The 22931-nt window shown below is 67.2% G+C and carries 16 protein-coding genes and 1 pseudogene; 2 read left to right on the top strand and 15 right to left on the bottom strand.

All coding sequences use genetic code 11. The features are described from left to right. Positions 1-90: 90 nt before the first annotated feature. Positions 91-1611, top strand: coding sequence for a sensor domain-containing diguanylate cyclase (locus L810_RS01345; RefSeq protein ID WP_021156540.1), 1521 nt, complete (start codon positions 91-93; stop codon positions 1609-1611). Positions 1612-1947: 336 nt separating this feature from the next. Continuing rightward, positions 1948-3906, top strand: a complete 1959-nt coding sequence (locus tag L810_RS01340) for a phosphatase PAP2 family protein (RefSeq protein WP_021156538.1) — start codon at positions 1948-1950, stop codon at positions 3904-3906. 169 nt (positions 3907-4075) lie between these two features. Here L810_RS01340 and L810_RS01335 read toward each other — a convergent pair whose 3' ends face one another. From L810_RS01335 to L810_RS01270, 15 genes and pseudogenes are all read right to left on the bottom strand, one after another. Then, complete coding sequence (locus L810_RS01335; RefSeq protein ID WP_021156537.1) at positions 4076-5719, bottom strand: DUF2334 domain-containing protein; 1644 nt, start codon at positions 5717-5719, stop codon at positions 4076-4078. 17 nt (positions 5720-5736) lie between these two features. Further along, entirely contained in the window at positions 5737-6003 is a 267-nt protein-coding gene (locus L810_RS46800) for a hypothetical protein (RefSeq protein WP_124467537.1), read from the bottom strand. A gap of 725 nt (positions 6004-6728) precedes the next feature. After that, positions 6729-7004, bottom strand: a pseudogene (locus L810_RS01330) (hypothetical protein); the annotation flags it as partial. An 11-nt stretch (positions 7005-7015) separates the two neighbouring features. Continuing rightward, positions 7016-8203 (bottom strand): M20 aminoacylase family protein, encoded by a 1188-nt coding sequence (locus L810_RS01325; protein ID WP_042972770.1) that lies wholly within the window; start codon positions 8201-8203, stop codon positions 7016-7018. A gap of 69 nt (positions 8204-8272) precedes the next feature. After that, a complete protein-coding gene (locus L810_RS01320) occupies positions 8273-9742 on the bottom strand; it encodes an aldehyde dehydrogenase family protein (protein ID WP_021156533.1) in 1470 nt (489 codons plus the stop codon). A 192-nt stretch (positions 9743-9934) separates the two neighbouring features. Continuing rightward, a complete protein-coding gene (locus tag L810_RS01315; protein WP_021156532.1) occupies positions 9935-11260 on the bottom strand; it encodes an NAD(P)/FAD-dependent oxidoreductase in 1326 nt (441 codons plus the stop codon). Between the two features lie 2 nt (positions 11261-11262). Continuing rightward, positions 11263-11997: a cupin domain-containing protein gene (locus tag L810_RS01310; RefSeq protein WP_021156531.1), complete on the bottom strand. Its 735-nt coding sequence runs from the start codon at positions 11995-11997 to the stop codon at positions 11263-11265. 91 nt (positions 11998-12088) lie between these two features. Continuing rightward, complete coding sequence (locus L810_RS01305) at positions 12089-12553, bottom strand: helix-turn-helix domain-containing protein (RefSeq protein ID WP_021156530.1); 465 nt, start codon at positions 12551-12553, stop codon at positions 12089-12091. Between the two features lie 107 nt (positions 12554-12660). Next, the gene (locus L810_RS01300) at positions 12661-13938 is read right to left on the bottom strand and encodes an FAD-dependent oxidoreductase (protein WP_042972807.1); all 1278 of its coding nucleotides are present in this window, start codon (positions 13936-13938) and stop codon (positions 12661-12663) included. A gap of 197 nt (positions 13939-14135) precedes the next feature. Continuing rightward, the gene (locus L810_RS01295; protein WP_021156527.1) at positions 14136-16010 is read right to left on the bottom strand and encodes an ABC transporter ATP-binding protein; all 1875 of its coding nucleotides are present in this window, start codon (positions 16008-16010) and stop codon (positions 14136-14138) included. Next, entirely contained in the window at positions 16010-16969 is a 960-nt protein-coding gene (locus tag L810_RS01290) for an ABC transporter permease (RefSeq protein ID WP_021156526.1), read from the bottom strand. Before L810_RS01290 ends, L810_RS01295 begins: the two co-directional genes overlap by 1 nt. 30 nt (positions 16970-16999) lie before the next feature. Next, complete coding sequence (locus tag L810_RS01285) at positions 17000-17953, bottom strand: ABC transporter permease (RefSeq protein ID WP_021156525.1); 954 nt, start codon at positions 17951-17953, stop codon at positions 17000-17002. A gap of 79 nt (positions 17954-18032) precedes the next feature. Continuing rightward, on the bottom strand, positions 18033-19619 hold the full coding sequence (locus L810_RS01280; RefSeq protein WP_021156524.1) for an ABC transporter substrate-binding protein: 1587 nt from the start codon (positions 19617-19619) through the stop codon (positions 18033-18035). 741 nt (positions 19620-20360) lie between these two features. Beyond that, a complete protein-coding gene (locus L810_RS01275) occupies positions 20361-21899 on the bottom strand; it encodes a methyl-accepting chemotaxis protein (protein ID WP_021156522.1) in 1539 nt (512 codons plus the stop codon). A 173-nt stretch (positions 21900-22072) separates the two neighbouring features. Then, on the bottom strand, positions 22073-22741 hold the full coding sequence (locus L810_RS01270) for a haloacid dehalogenase type II (protein WP_021156521.1): 669 nt from the start codon (positions 22739-22741) through the stop codon (positions 22073-22075). Between the last annotated feature and the right edge of the window lie 190 nt (positions 22742-22931).

Here is a 22931-nt window from a genome sequence, read left to right as displayed (position 1 = left end):
CCAGGCCTCGATTTCCGCGACGACCTGCCGTTAACCCGGGTTTCAGCGCAGCCCGGTTCATCGCGCCGGGCCTCCCCTGCGAGCGCCAGCATGTCCGCATCCACCTCCATCGAGAAAATCGCCGACTGGGCGGGACGAAACCATCTTGTCGTCGGCGCGCTGGGCACACTGATGTCGTTCGCGGCGATCGGCATCAGCGCGGCCACGCTCTGGGCCACGAGAAGCGAAGTCGTCGAGCACGCGCACGAAACCTCGCGCAACGTCGCCGCCGTGCTGGTCAGCGAGATCGCGCGGACCGTCGAAACGTCCAACAACGCGCTGATCGCACTCTCCGCCGATCTCGGCAAGCCGGCGGTGCGACGCATGGACGCCGGGCTGCGGCACGACCTGCTGTTCCAGCGCGCGGCCGCGCAATACGTGACGGGGATGGGCGTGACGGACCGCGAAGGCCAGCTGATCGACGCGTGCTGCGGCCCGTCCCATCACTGGAACTTCGCCGATCGCGACTATTTCAAGGTCCATCGCGACTCGCCGAACGTCGGCCTTTACGTGTCGGAGGCCTATCGTGCACGCTCGCGCGGCGGCACGGAATCGATCGCGCTCTCCCGGCGCATCGAACGGCCGGACCACACGTTCAACGGCATCGCGGTGGTCGCGATCGACCTCGCCTATTTCGATCAGCTGCTGTCCCGGCTGGACGTCGGGCCGCACGGCATCAGCGCGATCGTGCGCGCGGACGGCACCATCCTCGCCCGCAATCCGTCGCTGAACGATCACCAGATGATCCGCCTGCGCCGCTCGAAAGCCTTCGATCGCATGCTGAACCAGGATTCGGGCTTTTATGCGGCGTATTCGCGCATCGACGGAACGCTGCGGCTCTATACGTTCCAGCGGGTGCCCGGCACACCGTTGATCGCCGTCGTCGCGCCGGCCGAAGCCGACGTGCTGGCCGGTTTCATCCGGATGTCGTGGTCGGTCGGCGTGTCGGCGTCGCTCCTGTGCGCGCTCTTCTGCGCGGTCGTCTGGCTGCTCGCGTTCGCGTTGCGGGACAACCTTCGCAAGCAGACGCTGCTCACCGACCTCACGCGCACCGATCCGTTGACCGGCCTGCACAACCGCCGCGCGCTCGACGTCGCGCTGGCCGACGAATGGGAACGGCTCCAGCGCGGCCACGACGGCAGCCTGTCGGTGCTGTTCATCGATGCCGACCACTTCAAGCAGTACAACGACCGATACGGGCATGCACGCGGCGACACGGCGCTCCGGTTCCTCGCCGCATGCATCCGTGCCCATACGCAGCGGCGCGGCGACTTCGCCGCGCGTTACGGCGGCGAAGAGTTCGTCGCGGTGCTGCCCGACACCGACGAACGCGGTGCCGCGAAGGTCGCGGAGGCGATTCGCCGCGAGGTCGAACGCAACCGGCTCGACGGGTTTGCGGAACCCGTTCCGCCGTTCACCGTCAGCATCGGCTGCGCGACCGGCCATCGCGCACGCCCCGCCTCCGTGCACGCGCTGTCGCATCAGGCGGACATGGCGCTGTACCGTGCGAAGCGGGAAGGCAGAAACCGGGTGTGTTGCGCGGAAACGGAGCCGCTCGCGCGCTCGGCATGACGGCCATGGGGCGAGTCGCGGTTCCTGGCCGCGGGTTGCACACAAACGATTGCCCCGGGCCACTGTCACGCCTCGTGTCGTGGCGGCAACAGGGATCGTCATTCGATATCGAAGCCGCCGGACTTTCCATCCACACGCATGGCCGGCGCGTAGCGGCACGCCGCCCAATATCCGTCTCGGGCGAGAAAAAATGGCATCCGCGATGTTCAGTATCGGGAATTAACCAGATAGTGGGAATTTTCGCGCACGGAGCACGGCGCGCAACAAATCCTTAACGGCCGCGTAACGAATCGTCACCACAATTCGCCATCTTTGACCATCAGGATGGAGTCTTGCATGTTTGCGTCACGAAGCCGTTTCCCGCTGCATGTCGCCGCGCTGTCGAGCGCGATCGTTCTCGCCGCGTGCGGCGGCGGCGACGATGTCGCGTCGACCACCCCGACCAGCGCGGCCATGCCGGCGCCGCCGGCCGACCCCGGTTTCGTCGACAGCGCGCCGGTTCCGAGCGTGCCCGCCTTCGTCGACAACGTCGCGACCAACCAGCGCGGCGACGCGCGTTACGCCACGCTGTCGACGAACGCCGCGGTACGCGTGGTGAGCCGCTTCCTCGACCTGTGGCAGCCGGCGACGATGCTCGTCGATGCGGGCGTGAGCGCGCCGGCCAACGGCGCGTTTCCGGCCATTTCGCCGTCGACCTGCACGGGGCTGCCCGGCAACGGCACGCCGTGCGGCACGATCCTGAACGACGCGGTGCTGCAGGCGAACGTGCAATACGTGGTCAACGCGACGACCGCACGCACGCCGCAGCAAGCCGACGCCGCGTACTACGACGACCGGCGCGGCAAGGGCTACAGCGTGACCGACGGCATGGGGCCGCTCACCTCGGCATGGCGCACCGCCGCGCAGCAGACGACCAGCATCACCAGCGTGCCGGCCGACGCGACGACCGTCCTGTACAACGACACGGGCAACAACGTGGGTGTGGGCGGCAGCGCGAACGCGAGCTTCGGGAAGGTCGTCGACCTGCTCAACGAGATGGGCAACAACGCGTCGACCGAACCCGCGAAACGCTTCTACAAGTATGCGCGGCCGTACCGCTGGAGCACGAGCGTCGTCGTCGCTCCCACGCTCGTGCCGGCGGAAAGCACGACGCCCGCGACCGACGGCGGGTTCATCAGCGGCCATCAGGCGGAAGCGATGCGCGACGCCGTGACGATGGCGTGGCTCGTGCCGGAGCGCTACCAGGAAATGGTCAGCCGCGGCCTCGAACTCGGCGAGAACCGCATCCTCGCCGGCATGCACTCGCCGCTCGACGTGATCGGCGGGCGCATGCTCGCGCTGGCGATCAGCGCGGCCAATCTCGCGGCATACGCGAACGACGCGCAGGCCGCCTACGGGCAGGCGCACCAGACGCTGCAGCAGCTCACCGGCACGACCGATTCGACGTTCCCGGCATTCGCGCGCTCGGGCACGACGGCGACCGACCGCTTCGCCGATTACGCGACGAACAAGGCGGCCTTCGCGCGCCGCATGACCTACGGGTTCGGCGCGCTCGACGCGACCGGCGCGCCGCCGGTCGTGCCGAAGGGGGCGGAGATCCTGCTGCAGACGCGTTTCCCGTACCTGGGCGCGGATCAGCGGCGCGTCGTGCTGAAGACCACCGAGCTGCCGTCCGGCTACCCGGTGATGGACGACGCGGAAGGCTGGGGCCGGCTTAACCTGTTCGCCGCCGCCGACGGTTACGGCGCATTCAACGGCAACGTGATCGTCGCGATGGATGCGTCGAAGGGCGGCCTCAACGCCGCCGACCTGTGGCGCAACGACATCGCGGGCACCGGCAAGCTGACGCTGCAAGGCAGCGGCGCGCTGACGCTGGCGGGCAACAACAGCTATACGGGCGGCACGCAGGTCAGCGGCGGCACGCTCGCCGCGGCGTCCGCGACGGCGTTCGGCAACGGCGACGTGTATGTCGGCGCCGGCGGCGGCATCCGGATCGCGGCGGGTGCGCCCGTCACGATCGCGACGCGCTATACGCAGCTCGACAACACGACGCTCGAACTCGACATCGACGGCAACGGCGGCGGCCGCCTGCGCGTGGGCGGCGCGTTCACCGTCGCGGGCGGCACGCTGCACGTGAAGTTCGTGAACGGTTATGCGCCGAAGGCCGGCGACACCATCGCACTGATCGACGCGGCAGCGGGCGCGGCGAAATTCGCGACGGTGACCGTCGACGGCTTCAAGGCGACGCCGGTCTATACGGCGACGGGCGTGTCGATCGTGCTGTCGGCGGCATAACCGGCACCGCGATCGATCCGCGCGACGTCGCCTCCGACCGACGGCGACGTCCATGCGAAACGACCGTGCGCCGCGTCCCGTTCGTTCCGACGAAGCGAAACGTGGCGCCATCGAACCCGGTGAGGGAGTCGAGCCCGGTTCCCCGGCTCGCTCCCGAATCCGGAATCATCTACTTGACGCCATTCCCGGCGACCCACTGATAGCCGAGACCGGTGATCCCGTTCACCAGGCTCTGGAAATCCTGGAACCCGGGCGTGCCGAGGTCGGGCTCGAGCCAGAACGGATGGAAGAAGAAGGACGCAAAACCATCCCGAACCGTCAGCGCGTACTGTGCATTCGTGTAGAGATCCTGCCACGTGTAGGACAGGCACGAGAACGGATCGATACTGCAGATGTTGTATTCGACGTTCCCGAGGTTCTCGGGCAGCACCCGTTGCCCGTAATAGTCGGAATTGATGATGTACGGGAAGAATTGCCCGACCGAATAATCGTGATTCGGCGCGGTCGAATTCAGGTTCGGCTGATCCGACGTGTAGTAGACGACCCGCTGGTACGTCGTCTTGAACAGCGGCGGAACGGCCTTGATCGAAAGGGGCGACGACTGGTAGTGCGGCGCTTCCCACGCAAAGGGAACAAAGCCGTTCGTCGACAGTTCCAGCAGGCCCGCTTTCAGACGGTTCGATGCCCACTGTGTCGAATCTTCGTCCACCGGACGGTTCTGCGTCGCCAGCCAGAACTCGTAGTCATTGCCGCTGACCGCGTTGTCGATGTTCGGCGTCGAATTGTATTGATGCGTGTAACCGTGCATCACGATACTGCCGCCCCGGATCAGCGCGTAATTGAGCGCCTGCTTCAGGCTGCTCGCCTGCGCGAGGTGTACGATCAGCGGCACACCGCCGTTATAGGCACCGAGCGGATCTTCGTACAGCGGGATGGTTGCAATCGAAAACGGAATATTCTTGGAATACATGTAGTCGGTCAGCGTCTTCATCGACGCCGAGGTCGTGAACGCGTTGACGTCTTCCAGACGCACCATCGCGCGATGCAGCACCGGCTGGTTGGTCCCGAGAATGTCATGCAGCAGATCGCAGATCACCAGGTACCGGTCGCGCGGCCCGATGTACGAGAACGGCATGTCGGCGAAGTACCAGAAATTACCCGCGCGCATGACATAGGGCGCCTGCGCACCGGTCTGACTGTCCTTGATGGTGACGAGTACACTGGCCTTCGTCGCATCGGACACCGCGGTGACGCCGATGTCGGGGTCCGCGCTGACGACGCCGGTGCTCGCGTTGAACGCATAGTATTTGACCATGCTCATGTTCTTGTAGAGCACCGTGTCAAAGAAGTCCGGGTTCGGGTTGCTGCTGGTCGGCGCGTAGGCCAGCCCGCTGATCCCGCTAAAGGTGAATCCGTAGCGGGCCGTGAAGTTGTACGACGGGTCCCACGCGACTTCCCACAGGTTGTCCTTGAACCAGACGACCGTCTTCGACGTCTTGGCGACGTCCGACAGAAATGCGGCAGGAAGGGTGTTGTTGTAATAGCTCCCCAGATAGAAAGTCGCCTGGTACTTTTCGACGGTTCCTGCCGTATAGCTGTCGACGGGCGCAAGCGTGACGTTGGTGTTGAAATGGCCAAGCAGGTTGCGCAGCATGATCGCGTAAGCCATGCCGAGCTTCGTGTACGGGTCGTTCGGCGGGGCGTCATAGAGCACGAGGACGTTCGCCGTGGTGGTCTGGGCGAGCACGGAGGATGGCATCTGGCCGAATGCGAATCCGAGCACCAGCACCCATGCGAGAACGAGCTTTTTCATTGTGATCTCCTTCGTGCTTAATCGCGCTGAATGTCGCCGTTGGCCCGACGATGTTTGCCTTCGTTGAAGTTCGGTTCCCTGCCATGCTCGCGCTCGGCATTCCGCTTCTCTTCTTCCGGCACGCCTGGCACGATCTCCGTCACGACGGCCGCGCGCGGTGGCGGCTCGACGCGTTTGTGTGAGGCGGAAGCACCGGACGCTCCCGCGTTGCAAACGGGGCTCATCAATGCCGTCGCGGACAAGATCGCTGCACATGCCACGGCAAGCTTGAGTGGGGATTTCATTGGAGAACTCCTTTCACTGGTCTCTGCGCGAAAACCGGGGGTCTGTCATCGGAACAACGCCTGGCCTGAGCATTGAATGTCTGGGGATCGCGAACCCTGGGGGATGTCGATGCCTGAAACAACCTCGTACGAATTGCGCCACGCATCGTCACTTGCGTGACGACGGAACCGCCACGGGCGTCGGTCACGTCGCCCTGTGATGACCGCGACTGCACCCGCAAACGGCAGACACCCGATGCGTATGTCGAGCGTGCAGTTGCGGCCCTCGTTTTGCTCATCACACCGACCACGCATGCATTAACGATGCCAGGCACCATTCCACCGAAGCGGGACGGCAACAGACGAAGGAGGAGGACGTCGCAACGCAAAAAAAACGTAACGCCAAAGAAACGCGGGGCGACGATGCAGCGTGGTACCGGCTCCATGGATCATCGATGCCGGCAGGGGGAGAGGAAATGCGTTTCGACTCTGCGCGTGGTTTGCGGCCGAGCCGGTGGGGTGAAAAATGCTATGGATCACGAATCGTGAGTTCCCGACGGCCTACATGTCGGAATGTTTCGATCCTGAGAATTCGCGCTGCCCCGTGAAGACGGTCCTGTCTGACGCAAATCGCCCGCGGCCACGCGAACTTGTCCGGGAGCGTGAACCCTTTGTCGTATGACAAAAGACGATCTTCCTGCAATCGTCAATCAGGTACCAGGATGGCGTTCATCGCATGCGGCCATTCAGCGACGCGCCTCGGCAGCGTGGCCTGACGATACGACGGCCGTGACATAGCGGAGGTTGACACCGAACACGGCCGGCCAGGCCATGCGGCCGAATACGTCCGCCAGAAAGTCGACGCACACCCGCACCTTCGCCGACGCAGCCAGCCGTGCCGGATACACCGCCCACACGTTCGCGGGCTGCGCGACGCCGGGCAGCACCTGCATGGGCGCGCCGCTGTCGAGCAGCGCGCGCACGTCCCATATCTGGCGCAGCCCGATGCCGCGCGCCGACATCAGGCATGCGTTCACGACGATCGCCTGTAGTAATGCTGCGCCAGCGCGACCCAATACCGGACACCGGCCGGGATGATTTCGTCGTTGAAATCGTATTTCGGGTGATGCAGCGAAGGTGCCGCCGCGCCCTCCGGCGCATTGCCGATCAGCACGTAAGCGCCGGGCCGCTCCTCCAGCATGAAGCCGAAATCCTCCGACGTCATGTTCGGCGGCACGTCGCGGTACAGGCGTTCGCCACCGAACGTGTCGCCGATCACCGCTTCGCACAGCGCCGTCTCGGCCGGCGTGTTGACCGTCGCCGGGTAGTACTGGAAAAACTCGACGTCGACCTGCGCGCCATACGCGCGCGCCAGCCCGTCGCACGTGAGCTGCACATCCGTCTGCAGTTTCTGCTGCAACGCGGACGACAGCGTGCGGATCGTCCCGCGCAGCTCGACGCTGTCCGGAATGACGTTGTCCGTCGTACCCGCGTGGATCATGCAGACGGAAATGACCGCAGGGTCCACGGGATCCTTGTGCCGCGCGGCGATGGTCTGACACTGCAGCACCATCGAACACGCGAGCGGAACGGGATCGATGCCCAGATGCGGCTGCGCCGCATGCGCGCCCTTGCCGGTGACCTTGATCCTGAAGCGCGAGCCCGCGGCCATGATCGGGCCGGTACGCAATCCGAAATGCCCTGCAGGCAAGCCGGGCCAGTTGTGCATGCCGAACACCGCTTCGGTCGGGTATTGCTCGAACAACCCGTCGTCGATCATCTTGCGCGCGCCCGCGCCGCCCTCTTCGCCCGGTTGAAAAACGAAATGAACGGCACCCGGCAATGGCGGCAGTTCCTTCAGGATGCGCGCGGCGCCGAGCAACATGACGGTATGGCCGTCATGCCCGCATGCGTGCATGATCCCGTGCGTGCCCGATGCGTGCGCGAAGTCGTTGGCTTCCTGGATCGGCAACGCATCCAGATCCGCCCGCAGCACGATGCCGCGCGCCGGGTCCGCACCCGGCAGGCTCGCGACGACACCCGTGCCGCCCAGCCCACGCGATACCGCATAACCGAGCGCGTCAAGCTCGCGGGCAACGACGTCGGCGGTCCGGTGTTCTTCGAATCGCAGCTCGGGATGCGCATGCAGATCGCGCCGCAGGCTAGCCCAGTGCGCGTGATGCGCCTGCAGCGACGTATCGGGAATGACAGGTTTTTCCAATTTCGGCACCTTCCGAAAGTAAGCGGCTTCCAGTCCGTGCTGCCGCCGCGTTCGCACGCAGCGGCTGCGTCAGTCGTAAAAGCCGATGATCGACTTGATTTCCATGTAGTCCTCCATCCCTTCGATCCCGTACTCGCGGCCGTTGCCCGACTGCTTGTAGCCGCCGAACGGCGCCTGCGGATCCCATGCCGGATAGTTCAGATGCACCTGTCCGGCCCGGATGCGGGCGGCCACCGCGCGCACGCTTTCGTGGTCGCTGCCCTGCACATGCGCGCCGAGCCCGTACACCGTGTCGTTCGCGATGGCGATCGCTTCTTCCACGGTGTCGTAGGGAAGGATCGCGAGCACCGGACCAAAAATCTCCTGTTGCGCGATCGTCATGTCGGTGCGCACGTCGGAAAAAATGGTCGGCCGTGCGTAGAAGCCCCGGTCGAATCCCGCCGGCCGCCCCGGGCCGCCGGCGACGAGCTTCGCCCCTTCGTCGATGCCTGCGTCGATCATCTGCGCGACCCGCCCGAATTGCGCGTGATTGGCAAGCGGCCCATGCGTCGTTGCCTCGGCGAACGGATCGCCGACCACCAGCCGCTCCACTGCCGCGACGGCCAGCGCCTCGACCGCGCCGAGCGCGGCGCGCGGCACGATCATGCGGGTCGGCGCGCTGCACGACTGGCCCATGTTCCTGAATGCGGCGGCCACGCCGGGTGCGATCGCCTGCTGCAAGTCCGCATCCGGCAACACGATGTTGGGCGATTTGCCGCCGAGCTCCTGCGCGACGCGCTTGACGGTCGGCGCGGCTGCCTGCGCGACCAGCACGCCCGCGCGGGTCGACCCGGTGATCGACACCATGTCGACCTCCGGATGCGACGAAAGCGCGGAGCCGACCTCCGCACCATTGCCGCTCACCAGGTTGAATACGCCTGCCGGCACCCCCGCGTCGGCGATCACTTCCGCGAACAGCAATGCGCTGAGCGGCGACAGCTCGCTGGGTTTCAGGACGACCGTACAACCGGCCGCGAGCGCCGGGCCGACCTTCGCGGTGATCTGGTAGATCGGCCAGTTCCACGGCGTGATCAGCGCGCACACGCCGATCGGCTCGCGTACGATCGCGGTCGTCCCGCGTCGGGAAACGAACGGATAGCGCGCGAGATTGTCGCGCGCGACCCGGATATGCTCGGCCGCGAGCGGCACGTGCGCGGCGCGCGCATAGGCGATCGGCGCGCCCATCTCGGTGGCCAGCGCGATGGCGAACAGTTCCGTTCGCTCCAGCATCAACGTGTGGACGCGATCGAGCAGCGCGGCGCGCGCCTGCGGCGAAGTGGCCGACCACCGTTCGAACGCCCGGCGCGCGGCGGCGACGGCCCGGTCGGCGTCACGTGCGCTGCCGAGCGGGATGTCGCACACCGTGTCCTCGGTGGACGGGCACACGACCGCGAACCGCTCGCCACCGTCGGGCAGGACCCAGTCGCCGTCGATGAAGAAACGATCCAGCCTGCCGGCCTGCATCAGGTGACGAACGGGGGAAATGACGGATGAATTCATTGCAGGATGTCCTTGAGGCGGTACTGCACGCCCGCGAACGGCACGAACGACGGTCTGCCGAAGCGGTCGGATATAACGGGCCGGTCGAAGCTTGCCGACGGGTTGAGATGGGCGCGTCCGTCGACCGTCCGTCGATGATTCGCGCCATCGGCATGACCACGGTTCGCGCCGTGGCCGCCATCGCCCCGCGTACTAGAAATCCGCGACCTTGCCCCACGCGGAATCGCTGAACCGTTCCGGCCGATACGGCACCGGGTCGACCAGCGGTTGCGCACCGGTCGCGAGATCCGCGATCAGATGCCCGGCGCCCGGCCCGATTCCGAAGCCGTGGCCGGAAAAACCCGCGGCAAGGATCAGCCCCGGCACACCCGGCACTTCGCCGATGCCCGGCACGCCGTCCGGCGTGCTGTCGACGAACCCGGCCCATGCGTGCGTGATCTTCGCGTCGCGAAGTTCGGGAAACAGTTCGGCGGCGCGCCGGTAGGTTTCGTTGACCGTCGGCATGTCCGGTTTCGGATCCAGAATGCGCACCGCCTCCATCGGCGTCGGTTCATCGAGCTGCCAGCGCTTCAGCGTTTCATGCCCGCCGCGCACGCCTTCGAGCCAGCCCGGCAGAAGATTGCGCCAGCGCTTCGCGAACATCGGCAAGAACTGCGGCGCGAATCGCAGGAACTGCGGCGTCACGTCCACGCGCGCGCGACCGCTGATCGCGAGCGCGTAGCGTCCGTCGCTGCGGCGTGTCACGGACACGCCGGACGTATACATCGCATCCGGCAGCGGATGCTCGACAGGCGACACGCTCAGGATCGACTGACGGATCGACGCCTGCGGAAAGCGGATGCCGAGCTGGCGGCAGAACGACGACGCCCATGCGCCGCCGGCAAGCACGACGGTCCTGGTCTTGATGACACCGGCCTCCGTGACGACACCGCCGACACGCCCGCCCTCCAGTTCGATGCCGCGCGCCGCGCAGTGCTGGTGGACACTGCCGCCGAGCTTCATCAGCGCGGCGGCGACGGCCGGCGCGGCCTTCTCCGGGTCGGCCGTGCCGTCGGTCGGCGAAAAAACGCCGCCTTTCCACGTCCGCCCGGTCGCGTGTCCGCGCTCGGTGGCCTGCTTGCGGTCGAGCATGTAGGTCGTCACGCCCGCGGTCTTCGCGAACTCGCCCCAGCTGGCCCAGCGCGACAGCTCGGCCTCGTCGTTACTCAGGTACAACAGCCCGCAGCGATGAAAACCGGTGTCTTCGCCGGATTCGGCGGCGAATCGTTCCCACAGATCGATGCTCTTGCTCGCCATCGGCAATTCGCGTTCGTCGCGGTTCTGCTGCCGGCACCAGCCCCAGTTGCGGCTCGACTGCTCGGCACCGATTCGCCCCTTCTCGACGAGCGCGACCGATACCCCGCGCCGGGCCAGGTAATAGGCGGTAAAGACGCCGATGATGCCGCCGCCGATCACGACGACGTCGGCCGATGCCGGCGGCGTGGGCGAGGTTTCTATAAGGCGCAGCGGTGGGGACATGGTCAGTCTCGTTCGGTTGAGGCAGGGACGTTCTGCACGACGTAAAACTTCGCGACGCGTTCGCTGCTTTCCCACCCGATCGATGCGCCGCGCGGCACGAACAGCGCATCGCCGGTGCCTAGCGACAGCACGCTGCCGTCGGGGTCGGCGAACCGCACGCTGCCGGCCAGCAGGAGCATGAACTCGTTGACGCGATGCGGGCGAACGATCCGGTGATAGGGCGTCGAATCCCACGTACCGGCGCAATACCCGGCGCCGTCGTCGAGGAACACGTTGTCGCTGCGGCATTGTGGTGCGGGGCCGAGCAGCACGTCGGGCGGCAGCGATGCGGAAGGCTTGAAGTCGGCGTCGGCCCGCAGCGGAAACAGGCCGTGTTTCGTCGGCGTCGTGCACGCGGCTGCGCAGAACATCAGCAACACGCGCGATTCCGCGCGGATGCGAACCGCCGTGCCGGCGCCGATGACTGCCCCTTCCCCCGGCCCGAGCACCAGCGGAGCGGCCCCGGCCGCTTCGAGCGTCAGCTCGCCTTCGATGACCGCGATCGTTTCGATGTGCGGAAAGCGCGACACGTCGAGTTCCCCGACGAAGGCGATACGTCCCGCGGCCATCGAGTCGGGGCCTTCCCACGCGATCTCCCGATGTCGCGCAAAAGGATCGCCCTCGCCGAACGCCTGCTTGCGGAACGAGGTGGAACAAGGCGCGCCGTCGGCACGATGCAACACGAAAGCTGCGGTCATTTCTGCTCCTCTGCAGTGCGCGGCGGCCGGATCGAAAACCGTCGCGCAATATTGGAAATCTCCGTTCGCCGGCGAACCCGCCGGAATTCCGTCAGGTATGCAAACCGCCCGCACTTGCGCCCGCGCGGCGTTCGGTGTGCGCGCGCGCCGACGTCGTGCGCGCCGATGCACCGCCCGGTCGCGCGACCACGCAAGCGCGCGGCGTGATCCCGAGCACGCGCCGAAAATGCCGGCACAGATGGCTCTGGTCGAAGAAACCGACGTCGGTCGCAACGACCGACGGCGCAACGCCGGCACGCAACAGGTCCTGCGCGCGCCGCACCCGGACGAGGCACAGATACCGGTGCGGGGACAATCCGGTTTCGCTGCGAAAGCGCGCGGTGAAACGCGATACGCTCAACCCGGCCACCGCCGCGAGCGTGTCGAGATTCAGCGGCTGCGCGAACGACGCGTCGATCGTGCGCAGCACATCGCCGATCGCCGGCGAGACGGGCCGCGCGACGCGCGGTGTGCATGGCGTCGTGTCTTCGACCGAATCGTGAATCAGGTCGAGCATGCTGGCAGTCCTCATGTCGCCGCCTGCGGTGTCACGCCCGGCAAGGCGGCGCCCGCTGACGGGCAAACGAAACGCGCTGTCATGTTGAATTCTCCCCGGCGCCCGCTTCAGTGCAGAAAATCCTGCACCCGGTAATACGCGCCGACGAACGGCAGGAACCACGCGTACCCGAAATGCCCGGGCATCGCCGGCCAGTCGAGCTCGCGCCACGGATTCGAGGCCGTCGCGCCATACAGCACGTCGGCCATGACGCGGCCCATGTGCACCGACATCTGCACGCCGTGGCCGCTGTAGCCCATCGAGTAATAGAGCCCGTCGTGCTGGCCCGCGCGCGGCAGCCGGTCGGCGGTGATGTCCACCAGCCCGCCCCAGCAGTAGTCGAGCCGGACGTCTGCCAGTTCCGGGAAATAACCGGCCATGCCGGCGCGCAGGATGTCGCCGCTTTTCGCGTCGGAGCGCGGGCTCGACATCGCGAAGCGGGCGCGGCCGCCGAACAGCAGCCGGTTGTCGGGCGTCACGCGGAAGTAGTTGCCGATCTGGCGCGACGTCACGTACGCACGGCGATGCGGCAACAGCCGGTTCAACTGCGCGTCGGCGAGCGGCTCGGTCACGACGATGAAGCTGCCGACCGGCGCGATGCGCCGCCGGAACCATCCGAACGGGCCGTGCTGCGATGCGCCGGTCGCGACGAGCACGCGATCGGCGACGATCCTGCCGCGCGTGCAGGTGATCGCGTGCCGCTCGCCGTCGAGCCGGTCCAGTTGCGTGACGGCCGCATGTTCGTAGACGCGTGCGCCCGCGCGCACCGCCGCGTGCGCAAGCCCGACACCGAACTTGCCCATGTGCATCTGCGCACCGTTGCGCTGCAGGAGCCCGCCGTAGAAGCCGTCGGACGCGACTTCATCGCGAATCCGCTCGGGTTCGATCAGTTCGATGTCCGGATCGACGTCGCGCCGCAACGCGTCGAACGTCTTCGCCAGCCCCGCGAAATGCTGCGGCTTCGCGGCGAGCTTCAGCTTGCCCGCGCGCCGGAAATCGCAGTCGATCGCGTGTTCGGCGACGATCGTCTCGACGCTCTTCACCGCGCTTTCGTATGCGCGATAGAACTGCTTCGCCGGCTCCGCGCCCATGCGCGCGGCCAATGACGCGTAATCCTGCGCGACGCCCGTGTTGCACTGGCCGCCGTTGCGGCCGGACGCTTCGCCCGCGACCTGCGCGGCTTCGAGCACGACCACCGATACGCCGCGCTGCGCGAGCGCGAGCGCCGCCGACAAGCCGGTAAAGCCGCCGCCGATCACGACCACGTCGGCGCGCCCTTCGACGGGGCCCTCGCAGCCCGCGCGAAATGCGGGGCGGGTATCCAGCCAGTACGATTCGAATTTCATCGGGTCCTTCTCGAGCTTGTCGGCGACGACGATCGGCTGCCGTTCATGGGAAATCATTTAATCACCATCAAAAACCGCAGTTGCCGCGTATTCGCGCACGGCACGCGCGCAAATCGCCGTTTTGCGCGACCGCCGCAGCAGACTATGCGGTGCGCCAGCCGCCGCGTCGCGCACGCCGAACGGCGGCGTGTCGCGCATCACAGCCGCACGGGCTGCACGGGCGCGACACCGGCCTGCGTCGGCTCGGCCTGGAAGCGCGCCAGGTCTTCCTCGTTGCGATGGCACAGCACCTGCGCGCCGTTGTCGAGCTTGCGCAGCACCGGGGGCGTCCGGTTGCAGACGCCGTCGACGCGCATCGCGCAGCGCGACAGGAACGGGCACAGCTCGCCGTCGTCCGCGCGCTCGCCGATCGGCACCAGCGGCCGATGGCAGCGCTCGGCCGCATCGTCGAGCCAGCCCGCGCGCAGCTCCGGCGCGGACGACACGAGCAGGTGCGAATACGGGTGATAAGGCGGCGCGCACAACGCGTCGCGGCTGCCCGTCTCCACGCGGCGGCCCGCATACAGCACGACGATGTCGTCGCTGATCGCGCGCACCTTCGCGATGTCGTGCGTGATGAACACGTAGGACACGCCGAGCTTCGCCTGCAGGTCGCGCAGCAGGTCCATGATCGCGGCGCCGACCACGGTGTCGAGCGCCGACGTGACTTCGTCGCACAGGATCAGGTCGGGTTCGGCCGCGAGCGCGCGCGCGAGGTTCACGCGCTGCTTCTGCCCGCCCGATAGCTCGCCGGTGCGCCGCGCGGCCACCGCCGGCGGCAGCCGCACGAGTTCGAGCAGCTCCGCGACGCGCTGCCGCGCACGCGCGCCCTTGATCCCGTGGTAGAACGCGAGCGGCCGCGCGAGCGTGCGCTCGACGGTATGCACCGGATTGAGCGCGGTGTCGGCGTTCTGGAACACGATCTGCACGCGGCGGTGCTGCTCCTTGGTGCGCTTGCCGATATCGCGCGCGAGCGGCTCGCCGTCGAGCAGGATCTTCCCGGCCGCCGCCGGCACCAGGCCCGCGATCACCTTGGCGAGCGTCGTCTTGCCGGAGCCCGATTCGCCGATCACGCCGACCGTCTGTCCGCGCCCGATGCGCAGGTCGACTTCGTTCAGGATCAGCTTCGCGGGCCAGCCCTTCGCGTTGCGGCCGCCGTAACCGGCGACCGCGCCGCGCACCTCGAGCAACGGCGCCGGGTCGGCCGGCGCCGGTTTCCCGTCGCGGTGCGCATCGTTCGGCGTGACCGCCGCGATCAGGCTCTGCGTGTACGGGTGCGCCGGTGCATGCAGGATCTGTTCGGTATCGCCCGTCTCGCGGATCACGCCGTCGCTCAGCACGACGATCCGGTCGGCCATCTGCGCGACCACGGCCAGGTCGTGCGACACGTATACCGCGCTCATCCCGTAGCGCCGGATCACGCTCTTGAACGCCTGCAGCACGTCGATCTGCGTGGTGACGTCGAGCGCCGTGGTCGGTTCGTCGAGAATCACGAGCTCCGGATCGGTGATCAGCGCCATCGCGGCCATCAGCCGCTGCAACTGCCCGCCCGACACCTGGTGCGGATAACGCTTGCCGATCGTCTCCGGCTCCGGCAGCGCGAGCGCGCGGAACAGCTCGACCGCCTTTGCCTGCGCATCGCGCTTCGACATCGTCCGGTGAATCAGCGCGCTCTCGATCACCTGGTCGAGGATCGTGCGCGACGGATTGAACGAGGCAGCCGCGCTCTGCGCGATATACGCGACCTTGCGCCCGCGCAGCGCGGCCAGGCCCGACGCCGACAGCCTGCACACGTCCGTGCCGCCGATCTTCACCGAGCCGCCGGCGATCCGGCAGCCGGTGCGCGCGTGGCCCATCAGCGACAGCGCGATCGTCGTCTTGCCCGAGCCGGATTCGCCGATCAGCGCGAGCACCTCGCCGCGCCCGATCTCGAAGTCGACGTCGTGGACGATCGTCGTTTCCGCCGCGCCCGGGCGACCGCCGACAACGCGCAGCCCGCGCACCTCGACGAGCGGAGTCGATTGATCTCGCATCAGTGTTCTCCGGCGGCCGCGGCCGCGCCCTTGCGGCGGCCGCGATGCGGCAGACCGTCGATCAACAGGTTGACGCCCACCGTCAGGATCGCGATCGCGACCGCGGGCATGATCGCGACAGCCGAACCGTCGCCGAGGCTCGCGATGTTCTCGCGCACGAGCGAGCCGAGGTCCGCATACGGCGGCTGCACGCCGAGCCCGAGAAAGCTCAGGCCGCTCAGCAGCAGCACGACGAACGTGAAGCGCAGGCCCGTATCGGCGAGCATCGGATGAATCATGTTCGGCAGCATCTCGACGCACGCGATGTACAGCGCGCTCTCGCCGCGCGCCTTCGCGACCTGCACGAATTCGAGCGTGCTGATGTTGACCGCCAGCGCGCGCGCGATCCGGTACGAGCCCGGCATGTAGCTGACCGCTGCGGTCAGGACGAGCAGCGGCAGCGACGAGCCGAACGCGGCGACGAACATCAGCGCGAACATCTTCGACGGAATCGACGTGAGCGCGTCGAGCAGCCGGCTCATCGTCTCGTCGACCGCGCGGCCCGACACGGTCGCGAGCAGCCCGAGCGTCGTGCCGGTCAGCGCGGCGAGCAGCACCGCGGCGAGCGCGAGCAGCACGGTGAGCCGCGTGCCGTACAGGATCCGGCTCAGCATGTCGCGGCCGAGGAAATCGGAGCCGAACGGCAGCTTCGCGCTGAACCGCGCGAACACGTCCGGCGTGACGATCGCGCCCACGTCGTGCGGCGCGAGCAGCGGGGCGAACACCGCGATGAACAGCATCAGCCCGACCATCGACAGCCCGACACGGCCGCCGGCCGTCAAGTCGATGCGTGCGGCACGGCGCTTGCGCGGCTGGTCGGGGGCCGGGGCGGCGGGCGGCGTCGCGCCGCCCCATGGCGGGCGCGGTTCGCCGGACGGCGGCAGCGTGTTGCTGCGTTGAACGGGGTCGGTCGGGTGCATGGGCGGCATCTCGGAGGAAGGACGGGACGGTCAGGTCCGCAGTCGCGGGTTCGACACGATCGAGCACAGGTCGGCGAACAGCACGAGCGTCAGGTACGCAACGCAGAAGATCATCGTGCACGCCTGGACCAACGGGAAATCGCGGTTGCTGACGGCGTCGACCATCAGGCTCGCGAGGCCCGGATAGTTGAAGATCGTCTCGACGACGATCACGCCGCCGAGCAGATACGACAGGCTCAACGCGATCGCATTGGCGATCGGGCCGATCGCGTTCGGCAACGCATGGCGCAGCACGACGCGTGCGGGGCTCGCGCCCTTGAGCACGGCCATCTCGACGTACGACGCGCTCAACTGCTCGATCACCGCGGCGCGCGTCATGCGTGCCATCTGCGCGATCACGACCGCGCACAGCGTCAGCACCGGCATCGCATACGCACGCAGGAAATCGTGCAGGCTTTCGATCTCGCCGCTGTACGACAACGCGGACAGCCAGCGCAGCTTCACGGCGAACACGAGCACGGCGACGGTCGCGATCAGGAACTCCGGCGTCGCGACGAGCGACAGCGTACCGAGACTGATCACGCGGTCGACCAGCGACTCGCGCTTGACCGCCGCGAGGATGCCGAGCAGCAGCGCGATCGGCACCGACACGGCGGTCGTGATCGCCGCAAGCGTGAGCGACTTCGGCAGGCGTCCGCCGATCATCTCCGACACCGGCATGTCGCCGGACAGCGAACGGCCGAAATCGCCGTGCATCAGGCCGGCGAGCCAGTGCGCGTAACGCACGTGCGCGGGCATGTCGAGGCCGAACTGCTGGCGCAGCGCGGCAACCGTCTCCGGGGTCGCCGACTGGCCGAGCGCGGCCTGCGCGGCGTCGCCGGGCAGCAGGTTCGTGATCGTGAAGATGACCGCGGACACGATCAGCAACGTCAGCGCGGTGACCGCGATGCGTCGGACGATCAGGCCGATGAGAATTCGGTTCATGAAACGGCACTCCCGAAAAGACCGCGCGTGGCCGGCGCGGTCGCCCGCACCGGCCGCACGGCGGCCGCCAGCAACGACGTCACGCGTTCCACCACACGTGCTCGGCGAACATGAAGCCCATCATCCCGCCGGTCGGGATCGAACCGAGACCGGCGAGCCGCTTGTCGTAACCGTCGAGGAAGCTGATGAAAGCCGGAATGCCGACCCGCCCCTGCTGCGCCACGATCACCTGCATGTCGCCGTACATCTGCTTGCGCTTCGCGTCGTCGGTTTCCGAACGCGCGGCGAGCAGCAGCTGGTCGAACTTCGCGTTCTTCCAGCCCGACTCGTTCCACGGCGCATCCGACTTGAAGAACTGCGTGAACAGCACGTCGGCGCTCGAGCGCGGGTTGATGTTGCCGAAGGTGAGCGGGTGCTTCATCCAGTGGTTCGACCAGTAGCCGTCGGGCGACGCGCGGTTGACCTGCAGGTTCAGCCCGATCTTCTGGCCGGCCTGCTGCAGCAGTACGGCCATCTCGACCGACCCGTTCGCGTCGGACGTCGCATACATCGGCGGCAGCGTGACGCCCAGCGCGCCCGCCTTCTGGAGCAGGAATTTCGCCTTGTCCGGATCGTGCGCGCGCTGCGGCAGCGACGCGTTGAAGTAACGATGCCCCGGCGGAATCGGCTGGTCGTTGCCGATCACCGAGTAGCCGCGGAACACCGCCGAGCGGATCTGCTCGCGATCGAACAGGTACTTCATCCCTTCGACGAAATCGGGATTCGAGACGATCGGGTTGTCGCTGCGCATGATCAGGTCGGTATAGAGGCCCGACTTGGTTTCCTTCAGCGCGTAGCCCGGCGTCGACGAGACCCGCTGCGTCGAGCGCGGATCGATCGCGTTGATCAGATGCACGTCGCCCGAAAGCAGCGCGTTCAGGCGCGCGGCGCTGTCGCCGATGCCGATCAGCTCGATCTCGTCGAGATACGGCCGGCCCGGCTTGAAGTAGCTGTCGTTGCGCACGCCGACGGTCGACACGCCCGGCTTGAACGATTTGAGCTTGTAAGGGCCGCAACCGATGCCGGTGCTGAAGTCGGTCGTGCCGTCCTTGACGATCACGAGCTGCGGCGTTGCGAGAATCACCGGCAGATCGGCATTCGCGCTGACCAGCGTGAGCGTGACTTCGTCCGGGCCGCTTGCCTTCGCGTCGGCGAACTGGTCGGCGAGCGGCTTGACCTTCGATGCGGTGGCGGCGTTCTTGTGGCGCATCAGCGAATACACCACGTCGGCCGGGCCGACCGACTTGCCGTCGTGGAACGTGACGCCCTTGCGCAGCTTGATGACCCACGTCTTCGCATCGGTGGTCTGCAGCGACTCGGCGAGGTTCATCTGCGGCGTCAGGCTCGCGTCGAGCTGCGTGAGGCCGCTGTAGAACATGAAGAAGCGAATGTAGTCGGCGCCGGTCGAGCCCTTGGCCGGGTCGAGCGTATCGGCCGTCGAACCGGATTCGTTCGCGACCCGGATCTTGCCGCCGCGTTTCGCCGCGGGCGCCGCGAATGCGGACGCGGGGTTCATCAGGAGTCCGCCGGCGCCGGCGGCCATCATGCCGCTCGCCGCCATGACCTTCATCATGTCGCGGCGAGTGAAACCACCGTTGCCGCCGCCGTTGTCGATATCGTCGCTCATCCGAACTGCTCCTGACTGTTGAAAGTGGGTCCTGGGGTCCAGCGTGGTTCTCGAATCCCGCAGTGCCCGCTTGCTGGTGGCGGGCGCAACGTCGTACACATGCAATTCATTTAAGCATCGCCAAAATGCGGTTTGTCGCGATTCGGCCCGCCCGCACGATACGAATCGACCGTTTTGAACCGCCCGCGCAGCATGAATTGCTGCGTGCGCCCACGTGTCGCCGTGTGCCCGGCGGCGTGTCGCGGCGGCTGCCCAACCCGTGTCGATGCAGGAAATCGTAAGGCCGCAGCCGCCGCAGATTGCGCCGACAAAATTGTCCGTTCGGCATCCGGCGCGCGTTTGGCACACGCAAACCGCACGTTTGTGTCGAATGCGTGTCCGCATGCCGATGACGGCTGAAACGCACGATGTATTGCGGCAGATCGCCGCATGCACGGGCGTCGACGGTGGGGATCGCGACGGGACGTCGCGCGGGAAAGCTCAGAAGAATGCCGCTCGATCGGAACGGCTTGGCGGGAAGACGGGAGGATGACGGGGCCACCGGGAAACCGGACCCTTGCGGCCGTACAGTCGTGCAGTCGTGCAGTCGTGCAGTCGTGCAGTCGTGCAGTCGTCAGGAATCGTATCGCCATGCGGCGACGCGCGCGTCACCGGCATGTCGGCGCGCACGCCGGGCGCATGCCGGCGCGGCGCGACGCAGGCGCGATGATGCGCTGGCCGGCAGTGAGCGGCGCGAAGCCGTCAGGCAGCGAGCCGGAATACCGATACGGCGGCCCGCAGGCGCGCCGCCTGCTCGTCCAGCGACGAAGCGGCCGCCGCCGCCTGCTCGACGAGCGCGGCGTTCTGCTGGGTGACTTCGTCCATTTGCGCGACCGCCAGCCCGATCTGTTCGATGCCGGTGCTTTGCTCGGCCGACGCCGCTGAAATCTCGCCCATGATGCCGGCCACCCGGTCGATCGACCGGACGATCTCCGTCATGCGCTCGCCGGCCGTCTCGACGAGCCGGCTGCCGCTGCCGGCCCGCTCGACCGACGCGTCGATCAAGCCCTTGATGTCCTTCGCGGCCGCGGCACTGCGTTGCGCGAGCGAGCGGACTTCCGACGCGACGACGGCGAACCCGCGCCCCTCCTCGCCGGCCCGCGCGGCTTCCACCGCGGCGTTGAGCGCGAGAATGTTGGTCTGGAATGCGATGCTTTCGATCACGACGGTAATGTCGGCGATCCGCACCGACCCATCCGAGATCTGCCGCATCGTTTCGACGACCGCCTGCACGGCGGCGCCGCCGAGTTCGGTCGCATCCTTGGCCTGGGCCACGAGCGCATTCGCCTGGCGCGCGTTGTCGGCGTTCTGTTTGACCGTGGACGTGATCTGCTCCATGCTCGCCGCCGTTTCCTGCAGCGACGCGGCCTGCTGCTCCGTGCGCTGCGACAGATCCAGGTTGCCTTGCGCGATCTCGCCGGTGCCGGTGGCGATCGAGTGGGTCGTGGTCTGGATCTCGGCGATGGTGTCGGTCAGCCGCGCCTTCATGTCGCCGAGCGCGACGAGCAGGCTGCCGGGCGCGGCGTGCGCCGTATCGAACTGCACGTCCAGTTCGCCGGCCGCGATGCGGGCGGCGATCTGCGTCGCATGCGCGGGCTCGCCGCCCAGCGTGCGCCTGACGCTGCGCAGCACGCCCCAGGCGATGGCCGCAAGCGTCGCGGCGATGACGAGCGCGACGGCGCCGAGCACCATCGCGAGCCGGGCAAACGCCGCGTTGATGTCGTCGTAGAAAAATCCGGTGCCGATCCACCAGTTCCAGTCCGGAATCGCGACCACGCCCTGCAGCTTCGGCTCCAGGTCCGCGTCCGGGCTACGCTTGATCAGCACGTCGACGAGCGCGAAATGCGCCTGCGCCATCCCCGCGCGGTACGCCTCGCTGTCGGTCATGCCGCTGGTCGTGCGGTTGCCTTTCGCGCGCGTGCCGATGAATTTCGCGTTCGGGTGCACGAGGTTGACGCCGTCGGACGTCGTGACCCAGAAGTAGCTCTTCGAATTCGCGTTGAGCGCGGCCAGCGCGGCCTTGGCCTGCTGCTGCGCCTGCTCCTGCGTGAGCGTGCCGCTCGTTTGCAGCGCGCGATACGAATCGACCAGATGCTCGGCCTTGGTCAGCAGAATGACGATCTCTTCGCGGCGGCTGTCGATCAGCGCGTCGCGCAGCGTGTGCAGCGACAACGCGGCGAGCAGGACGACGCCGAGCAGCGCCGCGGCGACGAGCATCAGCAGTTTGGTGGACAACTTCATGCGGGGGCCTCGAAATATTAACCGTTCGGTACATATATCGGCCGGGGTGGCCCCGCCTTGAACGACTCGATATCGGTAATTACCCTCGTTTCGTACGCTGATCGAACGCGTGACGGGGCGCGCCGTCATCGCGGCCGCGTCCCGTCGCGCGATCGATCGGCCGCCCCGGCGGCTTACAGCCCGAGCTGCGTCGCGAGATGGCCGATATCCGACACTTCGTAATAGTTGTAGAACGGCGTGCCCGGCTCGTGGCCGCGATTGACGAACGCCTTGTGCTTGATGCCCAGATCCTCGGCCGTCATCAGGTCGTAGCGCAGGCTCGACGACACGTGCAGCACGTCCTCGGGCTTGCAGCCGAGCTTGCCGAACATGTATTCGAAGCCCTGCATCCGCGGCTTGTACGACTGCGCCTGCTGCGCGGTGAACACCGCATGGAACGGCGCGCCGAGCTTGTCGACGTTGCTCATGATCTGCTCGTCCATCGCGTTCGACAGGATCACGAGCTTGTACTTCGTCGCGAGCCGCGACAGGCCCGCCGGCACGTCCGGATGCGGGCCCCACGTCGGCACCGCATGATAGAAGCGCTCGGCCTCGGCCTCGTCGAACTTCACGCCGACGCGCGCGCAGGTGCGCCGGATCGCGTTGACGACGACGTCGCGGTACGGCTTCCACGCGCCGAGTACCTCGTCGAGCCGGTAAGCGGCGAACGCACGCACGAAATCCTCCATCGCGACCGGCGAGAGCCGGTCCGCGTAGATCTCGCGCGCCAGGTCCGCCATCTGGAAGCGGGTCAGCGTGCCGTAGCAGTCGAACGTGATGTACTTCGGTTCAAATTGGATCATGGTGACGTCCTGTCGGTGTGAAGCCCCGGCAGGGCCGGGGACGGGCTGGGGTGGTACGAAATTGAATCAGGGCAAAAAACCCGGCGCACGTCGTTCGACGCCGCCCAAAACGCAGAATCGCCGCGTGTTGCGCGGCGCGGGCAGCACGATCTGCGGCGCTTGCCGGCGCGGCCCCGCCGCACCGGCGGGG

This window comes from Burkholderia sp. AU4i (assembly GCF_000466765.1).
Classification (GTDB): domain Bacteria; phylum Pseudomonadota; class Gammaproteobacteria; order Burkholderiales; family Burkholderiaceae; genus Burkholderia; species Burkholderia cepacia.
The sequence above is the reverse complement of the archived record's forward strand: the minus strand, read 5'-3'. Positions and strand labels throughout refer to the sequence as shown.